This window comes from Citrobacter sp. C5_2 (assembly GCF_014596845.2).
Taxonomy (GTDB): Bacteria; Pseudomonadota; Gammaproteobacteria; order Enterobacterales; family Enterobacteriaceae; genus Citrobacter; species Citrobacter werkmanii.
The window spans coordinates 2,036,055-2,054,357 of record NZ_CP115032.1; the positions used below are offsets into that span (position 1 = coordinate 2,036,055).

20 protein-coding genes and 2 pseudogenes are annotated in these 18,303 nt (G+C 52.3%); 2 read left to right on the top strand and 20 right to left on the bottom strand.

Going from position 1 to position 18,303, the window contains the following annotated elements; translation table 11 throughout:
• Positions 1-8: 8 nt before the first annotated feature.
• From rcsA to fliF, 14 genes are all read right to left on the bottom strand, one after another.
• Positions 9-632, bottom strand: coding sequence for a transcriptional regulator RcsA (gene rcsA / locus ICA20_RS09815; protein WP_038641587.1), 624 nt, complete (start codon positions 630-632; stop codon positions 9-11).
• Positions 633-919: 287 nt separating this feature from the next.
• Positions 920-1,705, bottom strand: a complete 786-nt coding sequence (gene fliR, locus ICA20_RS09820) for a flagellar biosynthetic protein FliR (RefSeq protein WP_038641586.1) — start codon at positions 1,703-1,705, stop codon at positions 920-922.
• A gap of 8 nt (positions 1,706-1,713) precedes the next feature.
• Entirely contained in the window at positions 1,714-1,983 is a 270-nt protein-coding gene (gene fliQ, locus ICA20_RS09825; protein ID WP_032939600.1) for a flagellar biosynthesis protein FliQ, read from the bottom strand.
• 9 nt (positions 1,984-1,992) lie between these two features.
• Positions 1,993-2,730 carry a flagellar type III secretion system pore protein FliP gene (gene fliP, locus ICA20_RS09830; RefSeq protein WP_038641584.1) on the bottom strand — a complete coding sequence of 246 codons (738 nt, stop codon included), beginning with the start codon at positions 2,728-2,730 and terminating at the stop codon, positions 1,993-1,995.
• Positions 2,730-3,107: a flagellar biosynthetic protein FliO gene (gene fliO, locus ICA20_RS09835; RefSeq protein ID WP_129694898.1), complete on the bottom strand. Its 378-nt coding sequence runs from the start codon at positions 3,105-3,107 to the stop codon at positions 2,730-2,732. Before fliO ends, fliP begins: the two co-directional genes overlap by 1 nt.
• Complete coding sequence (gene fliN, locus ICA20_RS09840; RefSeq protein WP_005127761.1) at positions 3,107-3,520, bottom strand: flagellar motor switch protein FliN; 414 nt, start codon at positions 3,518-3,520, stop codon at positions 3,107-3,109. Before fliN ends, fliO begins: the two co-directional genes overlap by 1 nt.
• Positions 3,517-4,521 carry a flagellar motor switch protein FliM gene (fliM, locus tag ICA20_RS09845; protein ID WP_038641580.1) on the bottom strand — a complete coding sequence of 335 codons (1,005 nt, stop codon included), beginning with the start codon at positions 4,519-4,521 and terminating at the stop codon, positions 3,517-3,519. Before fliM ends, fliN begins: the two co-directional genes overlap by 4 nt.
• A 4-nt stretch (positions 4,522-4,525) precedes the next feature.
• A complete protein-coding gene (gene fliL / locus ICA20_RS09850) occupies positions 4,526-4,993 on the bottom strand; it encodes a flagellar basal body-associated protein FliL (protein ID WP_038641578.1) in 468 nt (155 codons plus the stop codon).
• A gap of 104 nt (positions 4,994-5,097) precedes the next feature.
• Positions 5,098-6,312, bottom strand: coding sequence for a flagellar hook length control protein FliK (fliK, locus tag ICA20_RS09855; RefSeq protein ID WP_149282262.1), 1,215 nt, complete (start codon positions 6,310-6,312; stop codon positions 5,098-5,100).
• Positions 6,309-6,752, bottom strand: a complete 444-nt coding sequence (gene fliJ, locus ICA20_RS09860) for a flagellar export protein FliJ (RefSeq protein WP_038641574.1) — start codon at positions 6,750-6,752, stop codon at positions 6,309-6,311. Before fliJ ends, fliK begins: the two co-directional genes overlap by 4 nt.
• Positions 6,753-6,773: 21 nt before the next feature.
• Positions 6,774-8,144 carry a flagellar protein export ATPase FliI gene (gene fliI, locus ICA20_RS09865; RefSeq protein ID WP_038641572.1) on the bottom strand — a complete coding sequence of 457 codons (1,371 nt, stop codon included), beginning with the start codon at positions 8,142-8,144 and terminating at the stop codon, positions 6,774-6,776.
• Positions 8,144-8,851, bottom strand: coding sequence for a flagellar assembly protein FliH (gene fliH / locus ICA20_RS09870; RefSeq protein WP_038641570.1), 708 nt, complete (start codon positions 8,849-8,851; stop codon positions 8,144-8,146). Before fliH ends, fliI begins: the two co-directional genes overlap by 1 nt.
• On the bottom strand, positions 8,844-9,842 hold the full coding sequence (gene fliG / locus ICA20_RS09875; protein ID WP_003030443.1) for a flagellar motor switch protein FliG: 999 nt from the start codon (positions 9,840-9,842) through the stop codon (positions 8,844-8,846). The genes fliH and fliG overlap by 8 nt, the downstream gene beginning before the upstream one ends.
• A complete protein-coding gene (gene fliF / locus ICA20_RS09880) occupies positions 9,835-11,508 on the bottom strand; it encodes a flagellar basal-body MS-ring/collar protein FliF (RefSeq protein ID WP_038641569.1) in 1,674 nt (557 codons plus the stop codon). Before fliF ends, fliG begins: the two co-directional genes overlap by 8 nt.
• Before the next feature lie 216 nt (positions 11,509-11,724).
• On the opposite strand from fliF, the gene fliE reads away from it, so the two are divergent.
• Positions 11,725-12,039 (top strand): flagellar hook-basal body complex protein FliE, encoded by a 315-nt coding sequence (fliE, locus tag ICA20_RS09885; RefSeq protein WP_016153486.1) that lies wholly within the window; start codon positions 11,725-11,727, stop codon positions 12,037-12,039.
• A 26-nt stretch (positions 12,040-12,065) separates the two neighbouring features.
• Here fliE and ICA20_RS09890 read toward each other — a convergent pair.
• From ICA20_RS09890 to yedE, 5 genes and pseudogenes are all read right to left on the bottom strand, one after another.
• A pseudogene (locus ICA20_RS09890) lies at positions 12,066-12,924 on the bottom strand (tyrosine-type recombinase/integrase); the annotation flags it as partial.
• Between the two features lie 130 nt (positions 12,925-13,054).
• Complete coding sequence (locus ICA20_RS09895) at positions 13,055-14,152, bottom strand: acyltransferase (RefSeq protein WP_051594525.1); 1,098 nt, start codon at positions 14,150-14,152, stop codon at positions 13,055-13,057.
• A 109-nt stretch (positions 14,153-14,261) separates the two neighbouring features.
• A pseudogene (locus tag ICA20_RS09900) lies at positions 14,262-14,345 on the bottom strand (hypothetical protein); the annotation flags it as partial.
• A 327-nt stretch (positions 14,346-14,672) separates the two neighbouring features.
• Complete coding sequence (gene yedF, locus ICA20_RS09905; RefSeq protein WP_000790504.1) at positions 14,673-14,906, bottom strand: sulfurtransferase-like selenium metabolism protein YedF; 234 nt, start codon at positions 14,904-14,906, stop codon at positions 14,673-14,675.
• Positions 14,903-16,108 (bottom strand): selenium metabolism membrane protein YedE/FdhT, encoded by a 1,206-nt coding sequence (gene yedE, locus ICA20_RS09910; protein WP_038641559.1) that lies wholly within the window; start codon positions 16,106-16,108, stop codon positions 14,903-14,905. Before yedE ends, yedF begins: the two co-directional genes overlap by 4 nt.
• Before the next feature lie 185 nt (positions 16,109-16,293).
• Between yedE and yedD the strand changes: the two genes are divergently transcribed.
• Positions 16,294-16,707, top strand: coding sequence for a lipoprotein YedD (gene yedD, locus ICA20_RS09915; RefSeq protein WP_038641556.1), 414 nt, complete (start codon positions 16,294-16,296; stop codon positions 16,705-16,707).
• 40 nt (positions 16,708-16,747) lie between these two features.
• On the opposite strand, the gene amyA is transcribed toward yedD, so the two are convergent.
• A complete protein-coding gene (amyA, locus tag ICA20_RS09920; RefSeq protein WP_038641554.1) occupies positions 16,748-18,235 on the bottom strand; it encodes an alpha-amylase in 1,488 nt (495 codons plus the stop codon).
• Between the last annotated feature and the right edge of the window lie 68 nt (positions 18,236-18,303).

Here is an 18,303-nt window from a genome sequence, read left to right on the forward strand (position 1 = left end):
AGAACGTCTTAGCGCATATTCACAAAGATACCATTGGTGACGTTATCCGTGAGTCGAACCACGTGATAGATAACTTGCTTATTATGCGTCTTAATCTTTCGTTTTATATTTCCCTTATGAGATGAGACGGTCTTGGCCTTGATATTCATTTGATCTGATATCTGTATTGTTCCCTGTCCCTCCATCCACATGCGTAGCATGCTGGATTCGGTACGGCTTAATGACAATGTAGGCAGATTAACATCGATAGCAATATTGACTTCCTTTTTCAGAATATCGCCAAGAAGTTCATCCAGTGAATCAGGCTTAATTGATTTAGAACTGATCAATAAATTTTTTCTGACTAAAAGATACTCATCAAAATGCACATTGGCAATTGCCATAAATACAATAAATAATGTACTGGGATGCTGATTAATGATTTGCTTGATTTGCTGACTGTCAGCAGGATCGTGGATAAAACAGTCCTCATTAATAAACACCACAGCGGGTTGCAGAGAAACACAGGCGAGACTGAGTTCACCAACGCTGGAAATATTGTTGATTTCCCTTTTTTTCACCCCCCGACTGACCAGATATCCGGTCAACCCTAGCCGGGTGTAACTGCATAAATCCATAATAATCGTTGACATGGCATACCCTCACTCAATGCGTAACGATAATTCCCCTTACCTGATTATTGCATCACAACTAAACGGAATAATAACGACCCAAGATGACGCTTTCGCTGTTTTCAGGCGAATTTACTATCCCGTAAAGTTGCGTATAATTTGCCAGGAAACATCTTAAAGTAAAGTAAATGTTGCGTTATGTGAGTGAGGCAAAAACAAATAAACCGCGACAGCGATATCCTGGTGGATGTTGTCGGTTTTTAAATTTAGGACAATCCTTAGTAAAACAGGATAAAAATTAAGGATTATTATTTTCCGGGCATTTCGCTGACGATATCGGCCAACAAATTAAAAATTTCGCTGAACAAGCGCTCGCAGAATGGCGCAATTAATGGCATCAGCGCCGCCATTAATGAAATACCCACGGTCAGGGTGAGAGGAAAACCAATGACAAAAATCGACAGCTGTGGCGCCATGCGATTTAACAAGCCAAGCGCAAGGTTCAGCGTCAGCAGCAGCGTCATAACCGGTAGGGCCAGCATCAGCCCGTTGAGGAAAATCAGGCTTCCCGCCCGCGCCAGCGCGAGAAATGCATTGCTGTTAACCGGATTGCCGCCAATGGGCAAGGTATGAAACGTATCCACCAACAGCGAAATCAGCCACAGATGGCCATTAAAGGTGAGGAATAACAGCATGGCGAGCATGTCGATCAGTCGTGCCAGGACTGGCATATTCAGGCGGCTACCGGGGTCAAAGAATGTCGCAAAGGAAAGCCCCATTTGCAGGCCAATCAGTTCCCCGGCGGTACGAACGGCGGCAAACGCAAACTGCATGGTGAAGCCTAAGGCGATACCGATCAGAATTTGTTGCATGGCCTGCCACAACGCGCCGATGGAAAAGATGGGGACGTCTGCTGGGGGAATAGATGGGGCGATAACAATGGTTATCATCAATCCCAGCCCCAGCTTTACCCGTTTGGGGATAGCGCGTTCGCTGAGAATGGGCGCTGTGGAGATGAGCGCCAGAATGCGCAGCAACGGCCAGAAGTAAAGATTCAGCCACTGCATCCACTCAACGCTGCTCACCTGCAACATAACGTTGTCTACCCGATGATATACGGTAAATTGCTGAACAGCGTACGCACGTAGTCGAGCAGCAGGTTAAGCATCCACGGGCCGGCAACAATGATGGCAATAAAAACCGCAACAATTTTGGGAATGAAGGACAGCGTCATTTCGTTAATCTGGGTCGCCGCCTGCAAAATGCTGATGATAAGACCTGTGACGAGGGCCACCAACAGCAAAGGCGCGGCAAGGGCCAGAGCGACTTTCATCGCTTCTGTCCCCATCATCATGACCGATTCAGGTGTCATTTCGCGCCTCTAACTGTAAAAGCTTTGTGCCAGCGAGCCGACAAGCAACTGCCAACCGTCCACCAACACGAACAGCATCAGCTTAAACGGTAACGCGATCGTGGCGGGCGGCACCATCATCATCCCGAGCGCCATCAGTACGCTGGCGATGACCAGATCGATAATCAGAAAGGGGATAAAAATGGTAAACCCTATCTGGAATGCGGTTTTCAGCTCACTGGTGACATAAGCCGGAAGCAAAATTCGCATCGGTACGGCTTCTGGTCCCTGTAAGGGACCGCTGTTTGCCAGACGGGCGAACAGCGCCAGATCGGCTTCACGGGTTTGGCGCAGCATAAACTCGCGTAACGGTTGGGCGCCTTTCTCCATGGCTTCCTGCATGGAGATCTTCTCTTCGCTGAACGGCTGATAGGCGTCAACGTAGATTTTATCGATCACTGGCGACATGATGAAAAAGGTTAAAAATAGCGCCAGCCCCAGCAGTACCTGATTAGGGGGCGCAGACGGCGTTCCCAATGCATTTCGCAACAAACCGAAAACGATGATGATGCGGGTGAAGCTGGTCATCATCAATAAAATGGCAGGCAGGAAGGTCAGCGAGGTGATAAACACCAGCGTCTGTACAGGCAATGACCAGCTTTGTCCGCCGCCTGGCAGCGGTTGACTCACCAGGCCCGGGAGCTGGGCGAGGGCGACTGGACTGAAAAGCCATAAGCCTGCCAGCGTGATGGAAAACAAACGGCGCATCAGGATCTCCCGGGACGCTTGAGCAAACTCTTCATCATGGCCTGGAAATCCGCAGGGGAGGCCGGTTTTTCTTCTGTATCGGCAGGTGCCGGGGGCAGGGTGTGCAATAGGTTAATTTGCGAGGCCGTGACGCCCAGCACCAGGCGCGCATCTTCAACCTCAACAATCACCACGCGCTCACGTGGGCCCAGTGAGGTACTTGCCGCAACCTTCAGCCCTCGCGTACCGGTGCTTTTGGGGGCAAAGCCCAGGCGTTTAATGACCCAGGCTGCCGCCAGGATCAACACAATGATCCCCAGCAGCGCGCCGCTTACCTGCACCAGCGGTGAGCCGGGGACGGCGGCTGGCTGAGAAACTGTCGCCTGGGTGTTCATGATCAACGGCTCAGACGGCGCATGCGTTCTGATGGGGTGATAATGTCGGTGATACGCACGCCGTATTTATCCGCGACCACCACCACTTCACCCTGGGCGATCAGATAACCGTTGATCAGGATATCCAGCGGTTCGCCCGCCAGACCATCCAGCGCGACAACGGAACCTTGCGTCAGACGCAGCAGCTCTTTGATGGTCATGCGCGTACGGCCCAGTTCAACGGTCAGTTTGACCGGAATGTCCATGATCAGGTCGATGTCCTGCAAAGCGCCGCTAACGTCGCCGCCGCCTAACTGCTGGAATACCGCATCGGCCGCGCTTTTGGTGGTCGTGGTTTTTTGCTCGTTTAACGCGTCAGCCCACAGATCGTCCAATGCGCCAGTGTTCTCATCGGACGGATTATTCATATCACTCATTTGGGCTGTTCCTCATTCAGCGAATTCAAAATCGGGTTTATCAGATGTTCTACGCGTAACGCATACTGACCGTTCACGGTGCCATACTGGCTGGTCAGTACAGGCACGCCGTCCACATGAGCAATAATGCGGTCGGGTTTTTCAATCGGCAGTACATCGCCGGGTTTCAGCTTTAAAATCTGGGACAGCCGCAGCGGAATGTCGGCAAAGTTTGCCACCAGCTCCAGCTCAGAATGCTGAACCTGACGCACCAGATTATTGCGCCAGTTCTGATCTTCATTACGTGAGTTTTCCAGCGGTGGATTCACCAGCAGCTCGCGCAATGGTTCAATCATGCTGAATGGCAGACAGATGTTAAATTCACCGGTCAGATTGCCAATTTCAACGTGGAACGGGGTGTTCACTACGATGTCGTTAGGCGAGGTGGTGATATTGGTAAATTTCACCTGCATTTCGGAGCGAACGTATTCCACTTCCAGCGGATTGATGGCCTTCCACGCGTCGCTGTAGCTTTCCAGCGCCAGCTTCAGCATGCGGTTGATAACGCGCTGTTCAGTATGCGTAAATTCGCGACCTTCCACTTTCGTCGGAAAGCGTCCATCGCCGCCGAACAGGTTATCAACGGCGATAAATACCAGACTTGGTGAGAACACCACCAGACCCGTACCGCGCAGCGGCTTGAGGTGGATTAAGTTCAGGTTGGTCGGCACCGGTAAGTTACGCGCAAATTCGTGATACGGCTGGATACGAATCGCCCCCACGGTAATATCCGGGCTACGGCGCAACAGGTTAAATAATCCCATACGGAACTGGCGCGCGAAGCGTTCGTTAATGATCTCCAGCGCCTGTAAACGCTCACGCACCACGCGGCGTTGGGTGTTGGGATCATAAGGTCGAATATCGCTCTCTTTTGCGATACCGGTAATGGGTTCGTCTTTGGTTTCGCTATCGCCATTCAGCAATGCGTCGATTTCAGCCTGAGAAAGAATACTGTCGCCCATGTCTTTACCGCAGAATAAAAGCTGTATAAAGAACGTCGGTGACAACCTGTTTTGGCTGCCCGACAACGAGCGGAGTCGCGAGCGTCTCTTTGATGGCGGTAATCAGCTGTTGTTTACCTTCCTCGGTGGCGAGCGTAGCCGCATTTTGACGAGAAAACAGCAGCAGCAAGCGGCTGCGTACTTCCGGCAAATATTCATTCAGACGCGCACGTGTCGCTTCGTCTTTCATGCGCAACGTGATACCGATATACAGCACACGGTCCGCATCACCCAGATTGACGGTAAAGGTATCCAGCGCAAAGAACACCGGCGCAGGCGGTGGAGCCGGTTCCGCTTTGACGCTGGCGGACGGCTGCTGCTGCATGCGCCAGTAGCTATACCCCGCAGTTGCGCAGGCGGCGAGGGTAATTAATACCAGCAGAGGGATCCAAATAGCGCGTTTACTTTTTTTGTTAATCGCGGAGTCAGTCATCAGATACGGGCTTCCTGTTTCGGTACAGCTTATGGGCTGATTATCCCGTGTCCTGTCCACGACAAAGCGTGGAAAAGACGCGGATAATCATGCTACCTCTGGCGTTAGGCGAAGATGTCTACTGCTCCATCACCGCGGGCAGCGGCTTGCAGCGAGGCTGGCGTTGTCAGGATGGCGTCATCTTCAGCGGCAAAAATATCTTGTCCCTGAGCGCGACCCGCCTGCTGTTGCTGCCCGGAAGACTGCTGCTGTCCGGCAAAGCTCTCACTGCTAATGTTGCTTTGTCCCAACTGGATCCCACTGTCAGCCAACTGCGTACGCAGCATCGGTAACGCGGCTTCCAGCGCGGCGCGCACGTGACTGTGTGGTGACACCATTTGCAACTGTGCGAGGTTGTCATCCAGCTTAATGGAAATGTGCACCTGGCCCAGATCCTGCGGATGCAGGCGCAGCTCTGCGCTCTGCTGGCCCTGACGCGTGAATAGTGTGACGTGCTGACTCAGTGATTGCTGCCATTCCTGACTACCCAACGGAGCGCTTAGCACCGGCGCGGCGGTAGGTAACGGCTGAGCATGTGTCTGTGGGCCACTTAACGGAGCCGCCGTCACGCCAATGCTGGTCGGCGAAGGGGCGCTGTCAATTTCCGCTCTGGTCGCCGCCGCTACCGTCAGTGGGGTTAGCGTCGGATTGTTTGTCTGATCCAGGCTGCCGCCAGGTGAGGCAATATCCGCTTTGCTTTTTTTGGCGTCACCGGGCAGCAGTTCGCCTGCGTTATCGGTGATAGCGCCATGTGCCGTGCCTCGTGACAACGCCGAAAGCGTGGCATCAACGGGGGCAGGGGTGTTGTCGACGGCAGGTGTCGCCAACGGTTGTCCCGGTAGCATGGCGAACAGCGCGCTCAGGTTGGCGAGATCGTCATCGCTGAGCGTGGTGTTTTTTTCATCCTGCTGAGCAACTTTGCCCTGTGTCGTCAGGGCATTCACTTTCAGCGACGGCGTCAGCGCTGACAACAGTTGCTGAGCATCAGTCATGTCGGCAAGAGAAGCATCGGTTTGCATCTCTTTTTGCGCCAGCAGATCGGTTAACTTGACCGCCTGGGTGACATCACCATTTTTTTGCAGCAACCCTTTTTGCAGTTTACTGCCCGCCGCCTGCAAGTCGGCAAGCGTCAATGGCGCGCCTTTACCCTGCGCGTCGTCCGCACCTAATGCGCCAGCCAGCAGCGCTAAAAAATCCTCGGGTGAATCTACCGCTTTGCCTGACTGAAGACCTGCGGCTACGTCGGTGTCGGTGGTAATCAGTTGGGGTAAAGTAATCATTCGGGTTTCCTCATAGCTGCACGCTGAGCAAATTCATCCATTTTTTTCTGATCCAGACGGTTTTCGGCCAGTAACGCCGCCGAGGTTTGTCTGTCCTGCAGAGTCTGCCACGCCTGCAACCGTTGTTTTTTATCGCGCCAACTGTTCAGCGCCTGGTCCACTTTCTGCGTCCATTGATTGAGCTGCTGGCGATGTTGCTCAATTGCTTTTTCCAGGGTCTGAATAAACTGCTGATAGTTAATCCAGCGATTACTGGTAATACCCTGACCCATATCGTTATTCAGATTGTTACGGTACTCATGCTGATAATCGATCAGCATTTTCAACTGTTCTTCCGCCTGCTGACAGCCACGACGCATCTCTCCCAATAAGACAGCGGCGTCTTCTACCTCTTTCTCAGCCAGGTCTTTCAGCGTTGCTAATGCACCATGTTGTGCCATGACCTATGCTCTCCTGCTCAATCACACACCAGGGAAAATCAGTTCTAAAGCGTGCAGGGAATCTTCCCAGTCAGCCCGTTCATAGATGCCTTGCTGTAAAAATGCTTCCAGTTGTGGCCATAAGGCGATGGCTTTATCCAACATCGGATCGCTGCCTTTGGCATACGCCCCGACGCTGACCAGATCGCGGTTACGCTGGAAGCTGGATAGCAACTGTTTAAAGTTACGCACCCGCGCATAGTGTTGCTCACTAATGAGCGCGGTCATGGCGCGGCTGATCGAGGCTTCTATATCGATGGCCGGGTAATGACCTGCCTCGGCCAGATGGCGGGACAGCACAATGTGACCGTCCAGAATCGCGCGTGCTGAATCGGCAATCGGGTCCTGCTGATCGTCACCCTCGGTCAGGACGGTGTAAAACGCGGTAACTGACCCGCCGCCGTGAATACCGTTCCCGGCACGTTCCACCAGCGCCGGTAATTTGGCGAATACTGACGGCGGATAACCTTTGGTTGCTGGCGGCTCGCCGATCGCCAGCGCGATCTCACGTTGCGCCATCGCATAGCGGGTGAGGGAATCCATAATCAGTAATACGTGTTGTCCACGATCGCGGAAATCTTCGGCGATGCGCGTGGCGTAGGCCGCGCCCTGCATACGCAACAGCGGCGAAACGTCCGCCGGAGCGGCAATCACCACCGAGCGTGCGCGACCGTCAGCGCCGAGAATATTTTCAATAAAATCTTTAACTTCGCGGCCACGTTCGCCAATCAGTCCGACGACGATGACATCGGCCTGGGTATAACGCGCCATCATGCCAAGCAGGACGCTTTTACCGACGCCCGAACCTGCGAAAAGTCCCATACGCTGACCGCGCCCGACGGTTAATAACGCGTTAATGGGGCGCACGCCGGTATCCAGCACATGTTCAATAGGTGTGCGCTGCAGCGGGTTAAACGGCGGCGTCATCAGCGCCCCGGTTTCGGTGGTATCCGGCGCGGGCAGACCGTCGAGCGGTTTGCCGCTGCCGTCGAGCACCCGGCCCAGCAGAGCAGGACCCAGCGGTAATTGTTTCCCGCTTTGCAGACCTTCTCCGGCAATATTCTTCGCGTACACGCGCGCGCCAGGCAGAACGCCCTCGACCTCTTCGAGCGGCATCAGAAACAGTCGCTGACCGTTAAAGCCCACGACTTCACTTTCAACTTCCTGGGTTTCGTTGCCATCCTGGCGTTCAATGACGCAGGTGGCGCCCAGCGGCAGCTGTAATCCGGTGGCTTCCAGCACCAGCCCGGTGGCGCGGGTCAGACGCCCGTAACGACGCACCGCAGGCAGCAGCGACATTTTCTCTTCGAAGTTGTCCAGCGTATTGAGCCAGCGAGTCAGACGAGTGGTCATTACACGACTCCTGGCGCGGCCAGACGGCAGAGCTCTTGCCAGCGCGTGGCGACGCTGGCATCCAGATCGCCTTCGTCGGCAGAGACTTTACAGCCGCCGTGATGCAACGTGGGATCGCCGCGCAGCCGCCAGCCGTGCAGACTGAGGGTGGCGCCGAGCATCTCTTCCACCCGCTGGAGATCGTCCGGATGTACGCGCAACTGCGGTTTACCGCTAAATAGCGGTTCCTGCTGCAACAGCTGTTGGATTTGTTTAATCAGCGCGGCGTTATCTACGACAGGCGTTTGACCTATCACCTGACGCGCCGCCTCCAGCGCCATTTGCATCAAGCGCGAGGCAATCACGCTGTCCAGAGCGTCCAGCGTATTCTGAAATTCGCTCACCAATTGCTGCATACGGGCAGTGATTGGCGCATGCTGCGCGCGCGCCTGGTTTTGGCCTTGCTCCAGGCCCTGATTCAGCCCTTCCTGATAGCCTTGTTCGTGGCCCTTTTGTCGACCTTCCGCCAGACCAGCGTTATAACCTTGCTCGTGGGCCTGCATTTGCAACTGCACGAGCTGCTGCTCAAGCTGTTGCTCTGCTGAGAGTTCCGGCTCGTCGGTCTCTTCTGACAACGGTGTTTCACTGTGGTCGGCCAGGACGAACTCCGCCACCGGTGGGGCGAGATCGTCCGGGGTCCAGACTTTCCACGGCAGTTCGTTAGACATAAGTATCCTCGCCGCTGCCGATCACCATCTCGCCGGTTTCCGCCAGACGACGCACAATAAGCAGAATCGCTTTCTGTTCGTTTTCCACTTGCGACAAACGTACCGGACCGCGGTTGGCAAGGTCGTCGCGCAGAATATCGGCTGCACGTTGCGACATATTGCGCAGGAACTTCTCGCGTAGCGGCTGTTCGGCGCCTTTCAGGGCAATCAGCAGCGATTCGGAATCCACTTCCTGCAGCAGGCGCTGGATACTGCGATCGTCGACGTCCACCAGGTTTTCGAACAGGAACATCTCGTCGATAATTTTCTGCGCCAGTTCGCCGTCGAATTCGCGCACGGCGGTAATAACGGCTTCTTCCTGCTGGGTTTTCATCAGGTTGATGATTTCCGCTGCCGTTCTCACGCCGCCCATTTTGCTGCGTTTGAGGTTCTGGCCGTCGAGCAGGCCATTCAATACTTCGGTCAATTCCGCCAGCGCGGCAGGCTGTACGCCGCCGAAAGTGGCGATACGCAGCATGACGTCGTGACGTAAACGTTCGTCGAACAGCGCCAGAATATCGGCCGCCTGGCCCCGTTTGAGGTGCACCAGAATGGTGGCGATAATCTGCGGATGCTCGTCGCGGATAAGGTCGGCGGCGCTTTGCGGCTCCATAAAGTTGAGCGTTTCAATGCCGCTGGTGGTATCGCGGGTTTCCAGAATATCTTCCAGCAGGCTGGACGCGCGTTCTTCACCCAGCGCTTTCACCAGCACGGAGCGCAGATATTCGTTGGCGTTAATGTTGAGCGCGGCAAATTGTTCGGCTTCTTGTTCAAACTCCGCCAGCACTTCCGTCAACTGTTTATTGGAGATCTGGCGTACGTTGGCCATCGCCGTACTGAGCGCCTGAACTTCGCGCGTGGAAAGGTGCTTAAACACCTCCGCCGCGCGATCTTCGCCAATGGTCATCAGCAGGATGACGCTTTTATCGGTACCGGTAAGGGCATTACTCATGATCGTTACTCATCCACTGACGAATGACCAGCGCCACGACGCGCGGATCGTTATCTGACATTTCACGAATACGCTGGCTCATGACTTCTGCGCCCAGACGCTGATTCGTGCGACGTTGCTGGGTCTGTTCGTCTTTGCTGAGGCGAACTTCTACCGCTTCTTCGGTTTCCTGACGGATACGTGTTTGTTCTTGCGCGGCTTTCGCTTCTTCGCTGCGACGGAGCAACTGCGGGCGAACGGCTTTCCGCCACAGGAGCCAGGCGACCAGCAGAACCAACAACCAACGACCTGCGGACATTAGCTGATCAATAAAGAACGGCTGTTTCCAGAACGGAAGCTCACCCATGGAATCGTCGGTCGCTGTGAACGGAGAGTTCACCACGTTCAGGGTGTCGCCACGTTTGTCGGAGAACCCCATCGCCTCGCGGGTCAGATCCTCAATCTGTTTCATCTGTTCGGCAGTTAACGGCAGCGGTTTGCCATCCGGTAACGTTTTATAGTTGACCACGACGGCCACCGAGAGACGCTGCACATCGCCAACGTTCATTTTGGTATGGCGAATGGTACGGTCGACTTCATAGTTACTGGTTTCATTGCGCTGCGTACTGCGCGGACCGGCATTGTTACTGTTATTCGTTGTCTGCGTGGTTTGCGCATTTTGCTGATTAGCCGGTGGGTTGGCGATTGGCGCGGTATTAGCCGGGGCTGGCTGATTAGACAATGCGCCCGGGACGCCGCCAGGCGCTCCGCTACCAATTTGCTCACTGACGTTTAACTGGCGTGAGCGCAGCACGGCCTGGGACTCATCGCCGTTTGGACGGTATTGTTCTTCGGTTTGCTCTTTGTTGGCAAAATCCAGCTGTGCGGTGACCTGTGCGTGTACGTTACCGTTGCCGACAATCGGCGACAGGATCGATTCGATCCGGCGTTGCACGCGAGCCTCGACATCGCTGGCGTATTTCAGTTGCGCATCGTTGAGATCGCGGCTGCTGGTGTTCGACTGGGTTAACAGATGACCCGCCTGGTCGACCAGCGTTACGTTGCCCGGCGGTAAGCCTGCAACAGCGCTGGAGACCAAATGCGTGACCGCGCTGATCTGACCTTCATCCAGCGCACGACCCGGTTCCAGATTAACGGTGACGGAGGCCGAAGGCGCTTTTTGCTCACGTACAAACAGCGATGGTTTAGGCATCGCCAGATGCACGCGGGCGCGTTTTACCGGGCCCAGGGTTTCAATGGTACGGGCTAACTCACCTTCCAGCGCGCGCTGGTAGTTGACCTGCTCGCTAAACTGGCTGATACCAAACTTTTCCTGATCCAGCAGCTCAAAGCCAACGGCACCACCTTTTGGCAGGCCTTGCTGCGCCAGACGCAAGCGCAGCTCGTGGACTTTATCGGCAGGAACTTCAATCGCGCCGCTTCCCTCAGTAAAACGATAGGGAACGTTCATCTGCGTCAGTTGGGTGACAATCGCGCCGCCATCCTGATCGGAAAGATTGCTGAACAAGGTGCGGTAGTCGGGCGCTTTGGCCCACAGAACCATCGCCACAACGATAGCGACGGCAGCGGCTCCTGCCACAATCAGAGGAATTCTGGGATTCGCGCGCAGGCGGTTTAACCACTCGAGAGGTTTAAGCTGGGTTGCAGTCGATGCTGTCGCACTCATCTCGCACCTCGTGGCTTATCGTGGACGGCGTTTTTTGCAAAGTGGAACAAGACTCACTCCCGGGTCAGCAAACTCGAAAAATTGACGGTCTCATTATTTGCGGTTTCGAATTTTTCTATGGGTTAAAAACCGTGGTTTTTTATCGTTATTTAACGCCTTTATCTTATTGACTAACTGGTAATCTCAGCTATGTGAAAATTCATCCAGGGGATCAGCATGTCGGCAATACAGGGGATTGAAGGGGTCATCAGCCAGTTACAAACCACGGCGATGTCAGCAAAAATGCAGGATATGCAGCCACAACCGACCGTGAGTTTTGCCGGTCAGCTGCATGCGGCGTTAGACAGAATCAGCGATGTACAGACCGCGTCCCGTGTTCAGGCTGAGAAATTTACCCTCGGTGAACCGGGTATTGCGCTGAATGATGTGATGACCGATATGCAAAAAGCGTCGGTGTCGATGCAGATGGGGATTCAGGTACGTAATAAACTGGTATCGGCGTATCAGGAAGTGATGTCGATGCAGGTGTAGGTAGCATAACCTAATTATATTTAATGCTAATGCCCGTCCGATCCTACTGCGTGGGGCATGGATGGGGCAAACTCACTCAATTTCTGGTTGAGTATGAGTACCTGGTCATGGTTGTTTTCTGCCATCCAGGATCCGTACACCCGGTAAACCATTTGCGCGTCGGTGTAGCTCATTTGCTTCGCGATGAAGTTAGGGTTGGCACCGACAGCTAACGACCAACATGCGTAAGTGTGTCTTGACTGGTATGCTCTGCGATAGCGAATACCTGCACGTCGCATTGCTGCCTCCCACGCTTGGTTGATCGACCCCACAGCGTAGCACGGCCATTACGCGATACGATTTGCGGGTTGAACACGAATGTGCATGGATGCACATCGGTACGATCATATTCACGAAACTTAACCTCAACCTGATACTGCTTGCCCAGCCTGGTCATTTCAGCCTGGTTCTTCAACACATCGATGGCTGGCTGAATAAGGTTTATGATTCGATCCGTTCCGGCCTCTGTTTTAGGAAGAGTGAACTCGTGTGGTTGCGACGGATAATCATTGTTCCCGCTTTCAGGTCGATATCTTCTCATGCCAGGAATACCAACACTCCATGCCTGATCCCTGTGTACACGGCCAGAGACCACATGTTTTTCAGTTGCTGATGAGTGCATGCATTAATCATTCTGACGAACTCTTCACGCGTAAGTGGATCTGGTTCAGTACGAGACCGCTTGAGCATGGAAATGCCGTTAAACGGATTCGCCTTAACATAACCACTTTCCGCAGCGAAGTTAAACATGCCTGACATTGTTCTCATGTAGTTGTTGACGGTTCTGACGGATCTTCCTTCTACTGGTGTCTTCTGTCCTGTCTTCAATACGTGATAGCCGGTTAAACCTCCCTTACATTAAATGGCTTTATGAGGCGGTTGTTTAACAACATACTCATAAAGCCAGAAAACCTATTCCTTTCTAATATCTTGATAAAATCCCTTCCATGGGCCTACTCATATATAATCTCACAAACTAAATTACACTTATGTTTTTTATCATGATGGTTTTAAGCATCACCCTGGCAAATCTCACGAAAAACACTTCTACTGTATAGTAGAGAATGGTTGAAATAAAAATTGAAGCCAGCAATATAAGATATAAATTAGAAAAACCGTGAGCCTGAGAGTACAGAGAGCCAGGAATTATACCGGTTGGTAATATGTTCATGACAAGAGCATGTGTAAGATATAGCGAATAAGAAATATTACCAAAATAACTTAGTGTCGCTGAATTTTTAACCTTGCACGTCTTCTCAAAAAGAACTAATGCCAATAACAGAATTGCCGCATATACACCACAACTCAAAGGACCGTGACCACCATTGTATCCAGTAACATAGAAATATGAAAATAAAGCTATGGCTATAATCGCAGCAATTCGTGTGTAGTTATTGCTTATATTTATTTTAGTTGAAGCGTAAATTTTATAAATAACCATCCCAATAATAAATTCAAAGAACATGGGAGATGATAAAACTCTGGCCATGCCTAACCAAATGCTATGTTCTTGATTTGGTACAATAGTTATGCTTGAATAGCCACTAAAGTTAACACTTCCGTTAAAATAAAGGTTTGTACCTAATACGATAGATGCAATTAATAACATGCAAATATACCCTCTATATTTCCATGATAAAGCCAAGGAGATGTAGAAAAGCATATAGAAGATGATCTCAAACATCAATGTCCATGCTGTGAATATAATTGTATACCCAAACCAAGGAGCCTCTGAGAACAAATCAAGATTTATGAATAATAAAGATTTTAGTAAGTTGACATCAAACGGTCTTCCCTGAAGGAATACCAAGGAAAATAAGCAGACCAAATAAACAGGGTAAATTCTAAACAATCTTTTAATTATGAATGAGAAAGACGACTTATCCTTTTCAGTTGATAGCATAATAACAAATCCGCTTATCATGAAAAATAAGTCAACACCAATATAACCATTTCCAAAAAGCAATTCACCTAGATTGCTTTGAGCATATACATTACTAATTTCGCCTCTTGCATGGTAAAGCACCACCAAAAGCGAGGCAATACCTCTCAAATACTGCAATGATAATAGCATGAGCATACTCTTAATGAGTTAAGATAAACCTTTATAATTTATCATGGATTGTAATTATGTGTCTATTAATTAATAATTTACAGCGATAAGTAAACTATCCATTAGGTGGTCAATTCACCTTCTCATCAAGCCAGTCAGCCCACCACTGCATCATCTCCATGCGCGTATCAAGGTAAGCTGCGTGGTTGTACACTGATCAGGTCATGCTGAGTTCGATGATAGCCAGGTGATATGAGACAAAAATGGGACGTAAAGGCTTTTATATGCCTTTCGACCAATTTCTATCTTTTTCTAAGATGGGACGTGTGATGGGGCATGGATGGGGCACAACGAAGCGCTCACTCTAAGGTGAACTTAGACGATTGATGTTTTCGACGACTCTAACCATCTGTTATCTGATGCGCTCATGGACGATCTTTGTCGTTCATGAAAAATACATGGTCATATGATGTCGATGCAGGTGTAGGGACAACGTGCAGATAATGTAGGCCGGATGAGCGCAGCGCCATCCGGCAAACACTTACTTTTGAATCAAATAGCGAATCGTTGGGCCATCCTGCTGAATATCCAGCACCGTATAGCCGTGATTGCGCGCATCCAGTGGAATATTATTGATTGACTGCGGGCAGTCGCTCACCACTTCCAGAATTTCACCTTTCTTCAATTGCGGCATCGCCTCCAGCGTGGCAACTGCCGGATACGGACACGGCTCGCCGACCATATCGAGGCGATAATCAGGCACGATATTTTTCATACAGACTCCTTGGCTGGCGTCAGCCCGGCACGGCGGAAGAAACGCTTTTCCCAGCCGATGATGAGCATCAGCGCGGTAAATAACAGCAGATAGGTCACCAGCAGGCCACCCAGCGGACCAAAGGTGTTCAGCAGATTCACCTTATCCCAGTTGGTGGCCAGAGCAGGCGCAAAATCATCCCAGTAGTAAGCCAGAATGGTTGAGCCAATAACGTTGCCCAGACCAACCCACCAGTAATGCACCTGGCCTTCAACCGCGCGGTACATCCAGCCGGTTTCACACCCGCCCGCTAAAACAATACCGAAGCCGAACAGCAAGCCGCCAAGCACTGCATTCGGACCCGCCCACATAATCTTCGGCTCGACGCCCAGTTGCACGTAGCTAAAGATACCGATGGCGCTGACCGCCATCCCGAAGATGATCGCTTTTGCCATATGGGTGCGACCAGAAATCCACAGGTCGCGGAAGGCTGAAGTGAAGCAGATCTGCGCCCGTTCAATCAGCAGACCGAACCCGACGCCGAACAGCATCGCCAGGCCGAGCTTAGGTTTATCCATCGCAGTGAGTAACGCCCAGCCGATCATGCCGATAAACACCAGCATCCCGAGGCGAAAACGACGACGCGCCTGATCCGGTTTTTGCGTCAGCGGGGAAGCGGCGGAGACTTTCTGCATTTTGACCGGAATACGGAACATCGGCAGCAGGGTAAAGCGTGCGCCAAACCACGAGCCAATGGCTGTTGCCAGCGCAAAAAACCAGGCGTGTAGCGAGAACTGCGGAATACCGGTGAAGAACGCGGCCAGGTTACACCCCATTGCCAGACGGGCGCCGAATCCGGCAATCATCCCGCCGACTATCGCCTGCATAATGCGTATCCGACTGCGCGGCATGCGGAGTTTGACGTTGTTGGCCCAGAGTGCGGCAGCAAAACAGCCGCCGAACATACCGAGGATCATCATACCGTCGATGCGGGTCAGGGGAGAGCCTTCAAGATGGATCAGCTTGTAGTATCCCCACTCTTCGGCGTGAACGCCGAATAATTGCAGGATTTGACCACCCCAACGGGTGAATTCGCCGGTAACGGCCCAGAAGGTTCCGGTGATGCCGAAGTAGTAAGTAGAGAGAATACCCGCTGCGATGACCGCAGGGGCAGGGGCCCAAAATTTAATTAACCAGGCCTGTTTGAAGTGTTGCCATGACATGCGTTTTGCCTCTGAACTCAGAAGGTATGTAACAAGAAGTGTGGATACTACACCGATCAGAATTTTTGACTATGAGTAATAAGAGGTAACACTGTCTGGATCAATATTTCTCAATGCTACCGAAAGGCTGGCGGCATCAGACCTTTAATGCCACAATCCCATTTTCTTCGCATGCAGGATGAATGATGAAAAAATTAGCAATCGTTGGGGTATTTCTGGCGCTGAGCGGATGCGCCGAAGTAGAGAATTATAACGACGTGGTGAAAACGCCAGCGCCAGCAGGTCTGGAAGGCTACTGGCAGTCAAAAGGTCCGCAACGCAGCCTGGTCAGCCCGGAAGCCATTGCCAGCCTGGTGGTGACGAAAGAGGGCGATACGCTGGATTGTCGCCAGTGGCAGCGGGTCATTGCTCTACCGGGGAAACTGACGATGATTTCCGGCGATCTCACCAACGTGACCGTGAAACGTGAGCTGTATGAGATTGAGCGTGAAGGCAATACGCTGGAGTATGATGGCATGACGCTGCAACGGGTGGATCGCCCGACGCCGGAATGTGCTGACGCGTTAAAGAAAACACCGCTGGCCACGCCGCTGCCATAAGCAGCACGCCCCGGTAGCCACCGGCCACCGGGGTTGAGTATTACAACACGTCTTCAATCACCCACACGCTGACGCTACCGCCGTTACAGAAAAATGTCGCTTCGCCGTTTTCATCGGTGACCACGCTTTCTTCGCGATTTCCCAGATAATCACGCCAGGTTTTATTACCGTAATTCGCGCCGAGATTGATGGTCTTTTCCCCATCATCACCATTAGACAACACCACCACACAGCCGGGATCTTCGTCCGTTCCGCTGCGGCTAAAGGCGATACAGTTAGGGTGATCGAAAAAGAGCGTCTGTACGCCGTGGGCGAAGCGCTGGCGCGCGAGGATCAGTTCGGCAAGCTGTTCAATGATCGGCATGTCGATAGAATAGGTTTCGCCATCGCCGCCGGTGTCTTCGTAATGCGCCCCGTAGAGGTCAGGATAAAACACCGACGGTACGCCGTTTTCCCGTAGCAGGATCAACGCATAGGCCAGCGGCTTAAACCATGACTCGACAGGGGCTTCCAGCGCCTGCAACGGCTGGGTATCGTGATTGGCAACCAGCGTGACGGCATGAAACGGATCGGCCTCGACTAACGTGTCCGTGAAGATTTGGCTCATGTCGTAATCGCGGCCCTGACGGGAGGCTTCGTGGAATTTCATCTGCAAAGGGGCGTCGAACAGCATGGTTTTCCCCTCCACCTGGTTAATGTAGGTTTGCAGTTTGTCGACTTCGTGGGACCAGTATTCCGCGACAATAAACAATGGCTTGGGCGCGACCTCCTGTACGTGTTCAATCCACTCTTTATAAAACCATGCCGGGATATGTTTCACCGCATCTAAACGAAAACCGTCACACTGGGTTTGCTCCATCACCCAGCGCGCCCAGTATTTGATCTCCTCGGTCACGGCGTGATTTCGAAAATCGATGTTCTCGCCCATCAGATAATCAAAATTACCCATTTCATCGTCCACCTGATCGTTCCAGCCTTCACCGGTATAATCGTTAACGATTTTGAAAATGCCGTCTTCGGTGGGGTTCTCGATATGGTCAATGCCGCTGAAGCATTTATAGTCCCAAATGAATTGTGAATACTGGCCTGCGCGGGCGGGGAAGGTATAGCGCGTCCAGGCCTCACATTCGATGATTTCATCGTCTATTTGCGTGCGATCGTCGGCGTTAACCCGCTGGACACGAATACTCTCTTTTTCATCCGCGCCCATTTTGTGGTTAACAACCACGTCGAGCAGTACGGCGATGTCGTTGTGTTTCAGCGCGTCAATTGCCGCCAGCAGCTGGTTTTTATCGCCATATTTGGTGGGGATGGTTCCCCTCTGGTCAAACTCGCCCAGGTCAAACAGATCGTACGAGTCGTAGCCAACGGAATAACCGCCTGATGCGCCTTTATAGGCGGGGGGCAGCCATACCATATTGATGCCGATATCATTGAGTCCGCCTGCGCGTTCGGCAAGCTCGGGCCAGAGTTGACCCCCATCGGGGTAATACCAGTGAAAATACTGCAATAACGTGGGATTTTTCATCTTCCGTGCTCCAGAAGTCGTTTGGCCGACCTCTGGAGTATGGAAGATTATTCAGATTTAACAGAAAA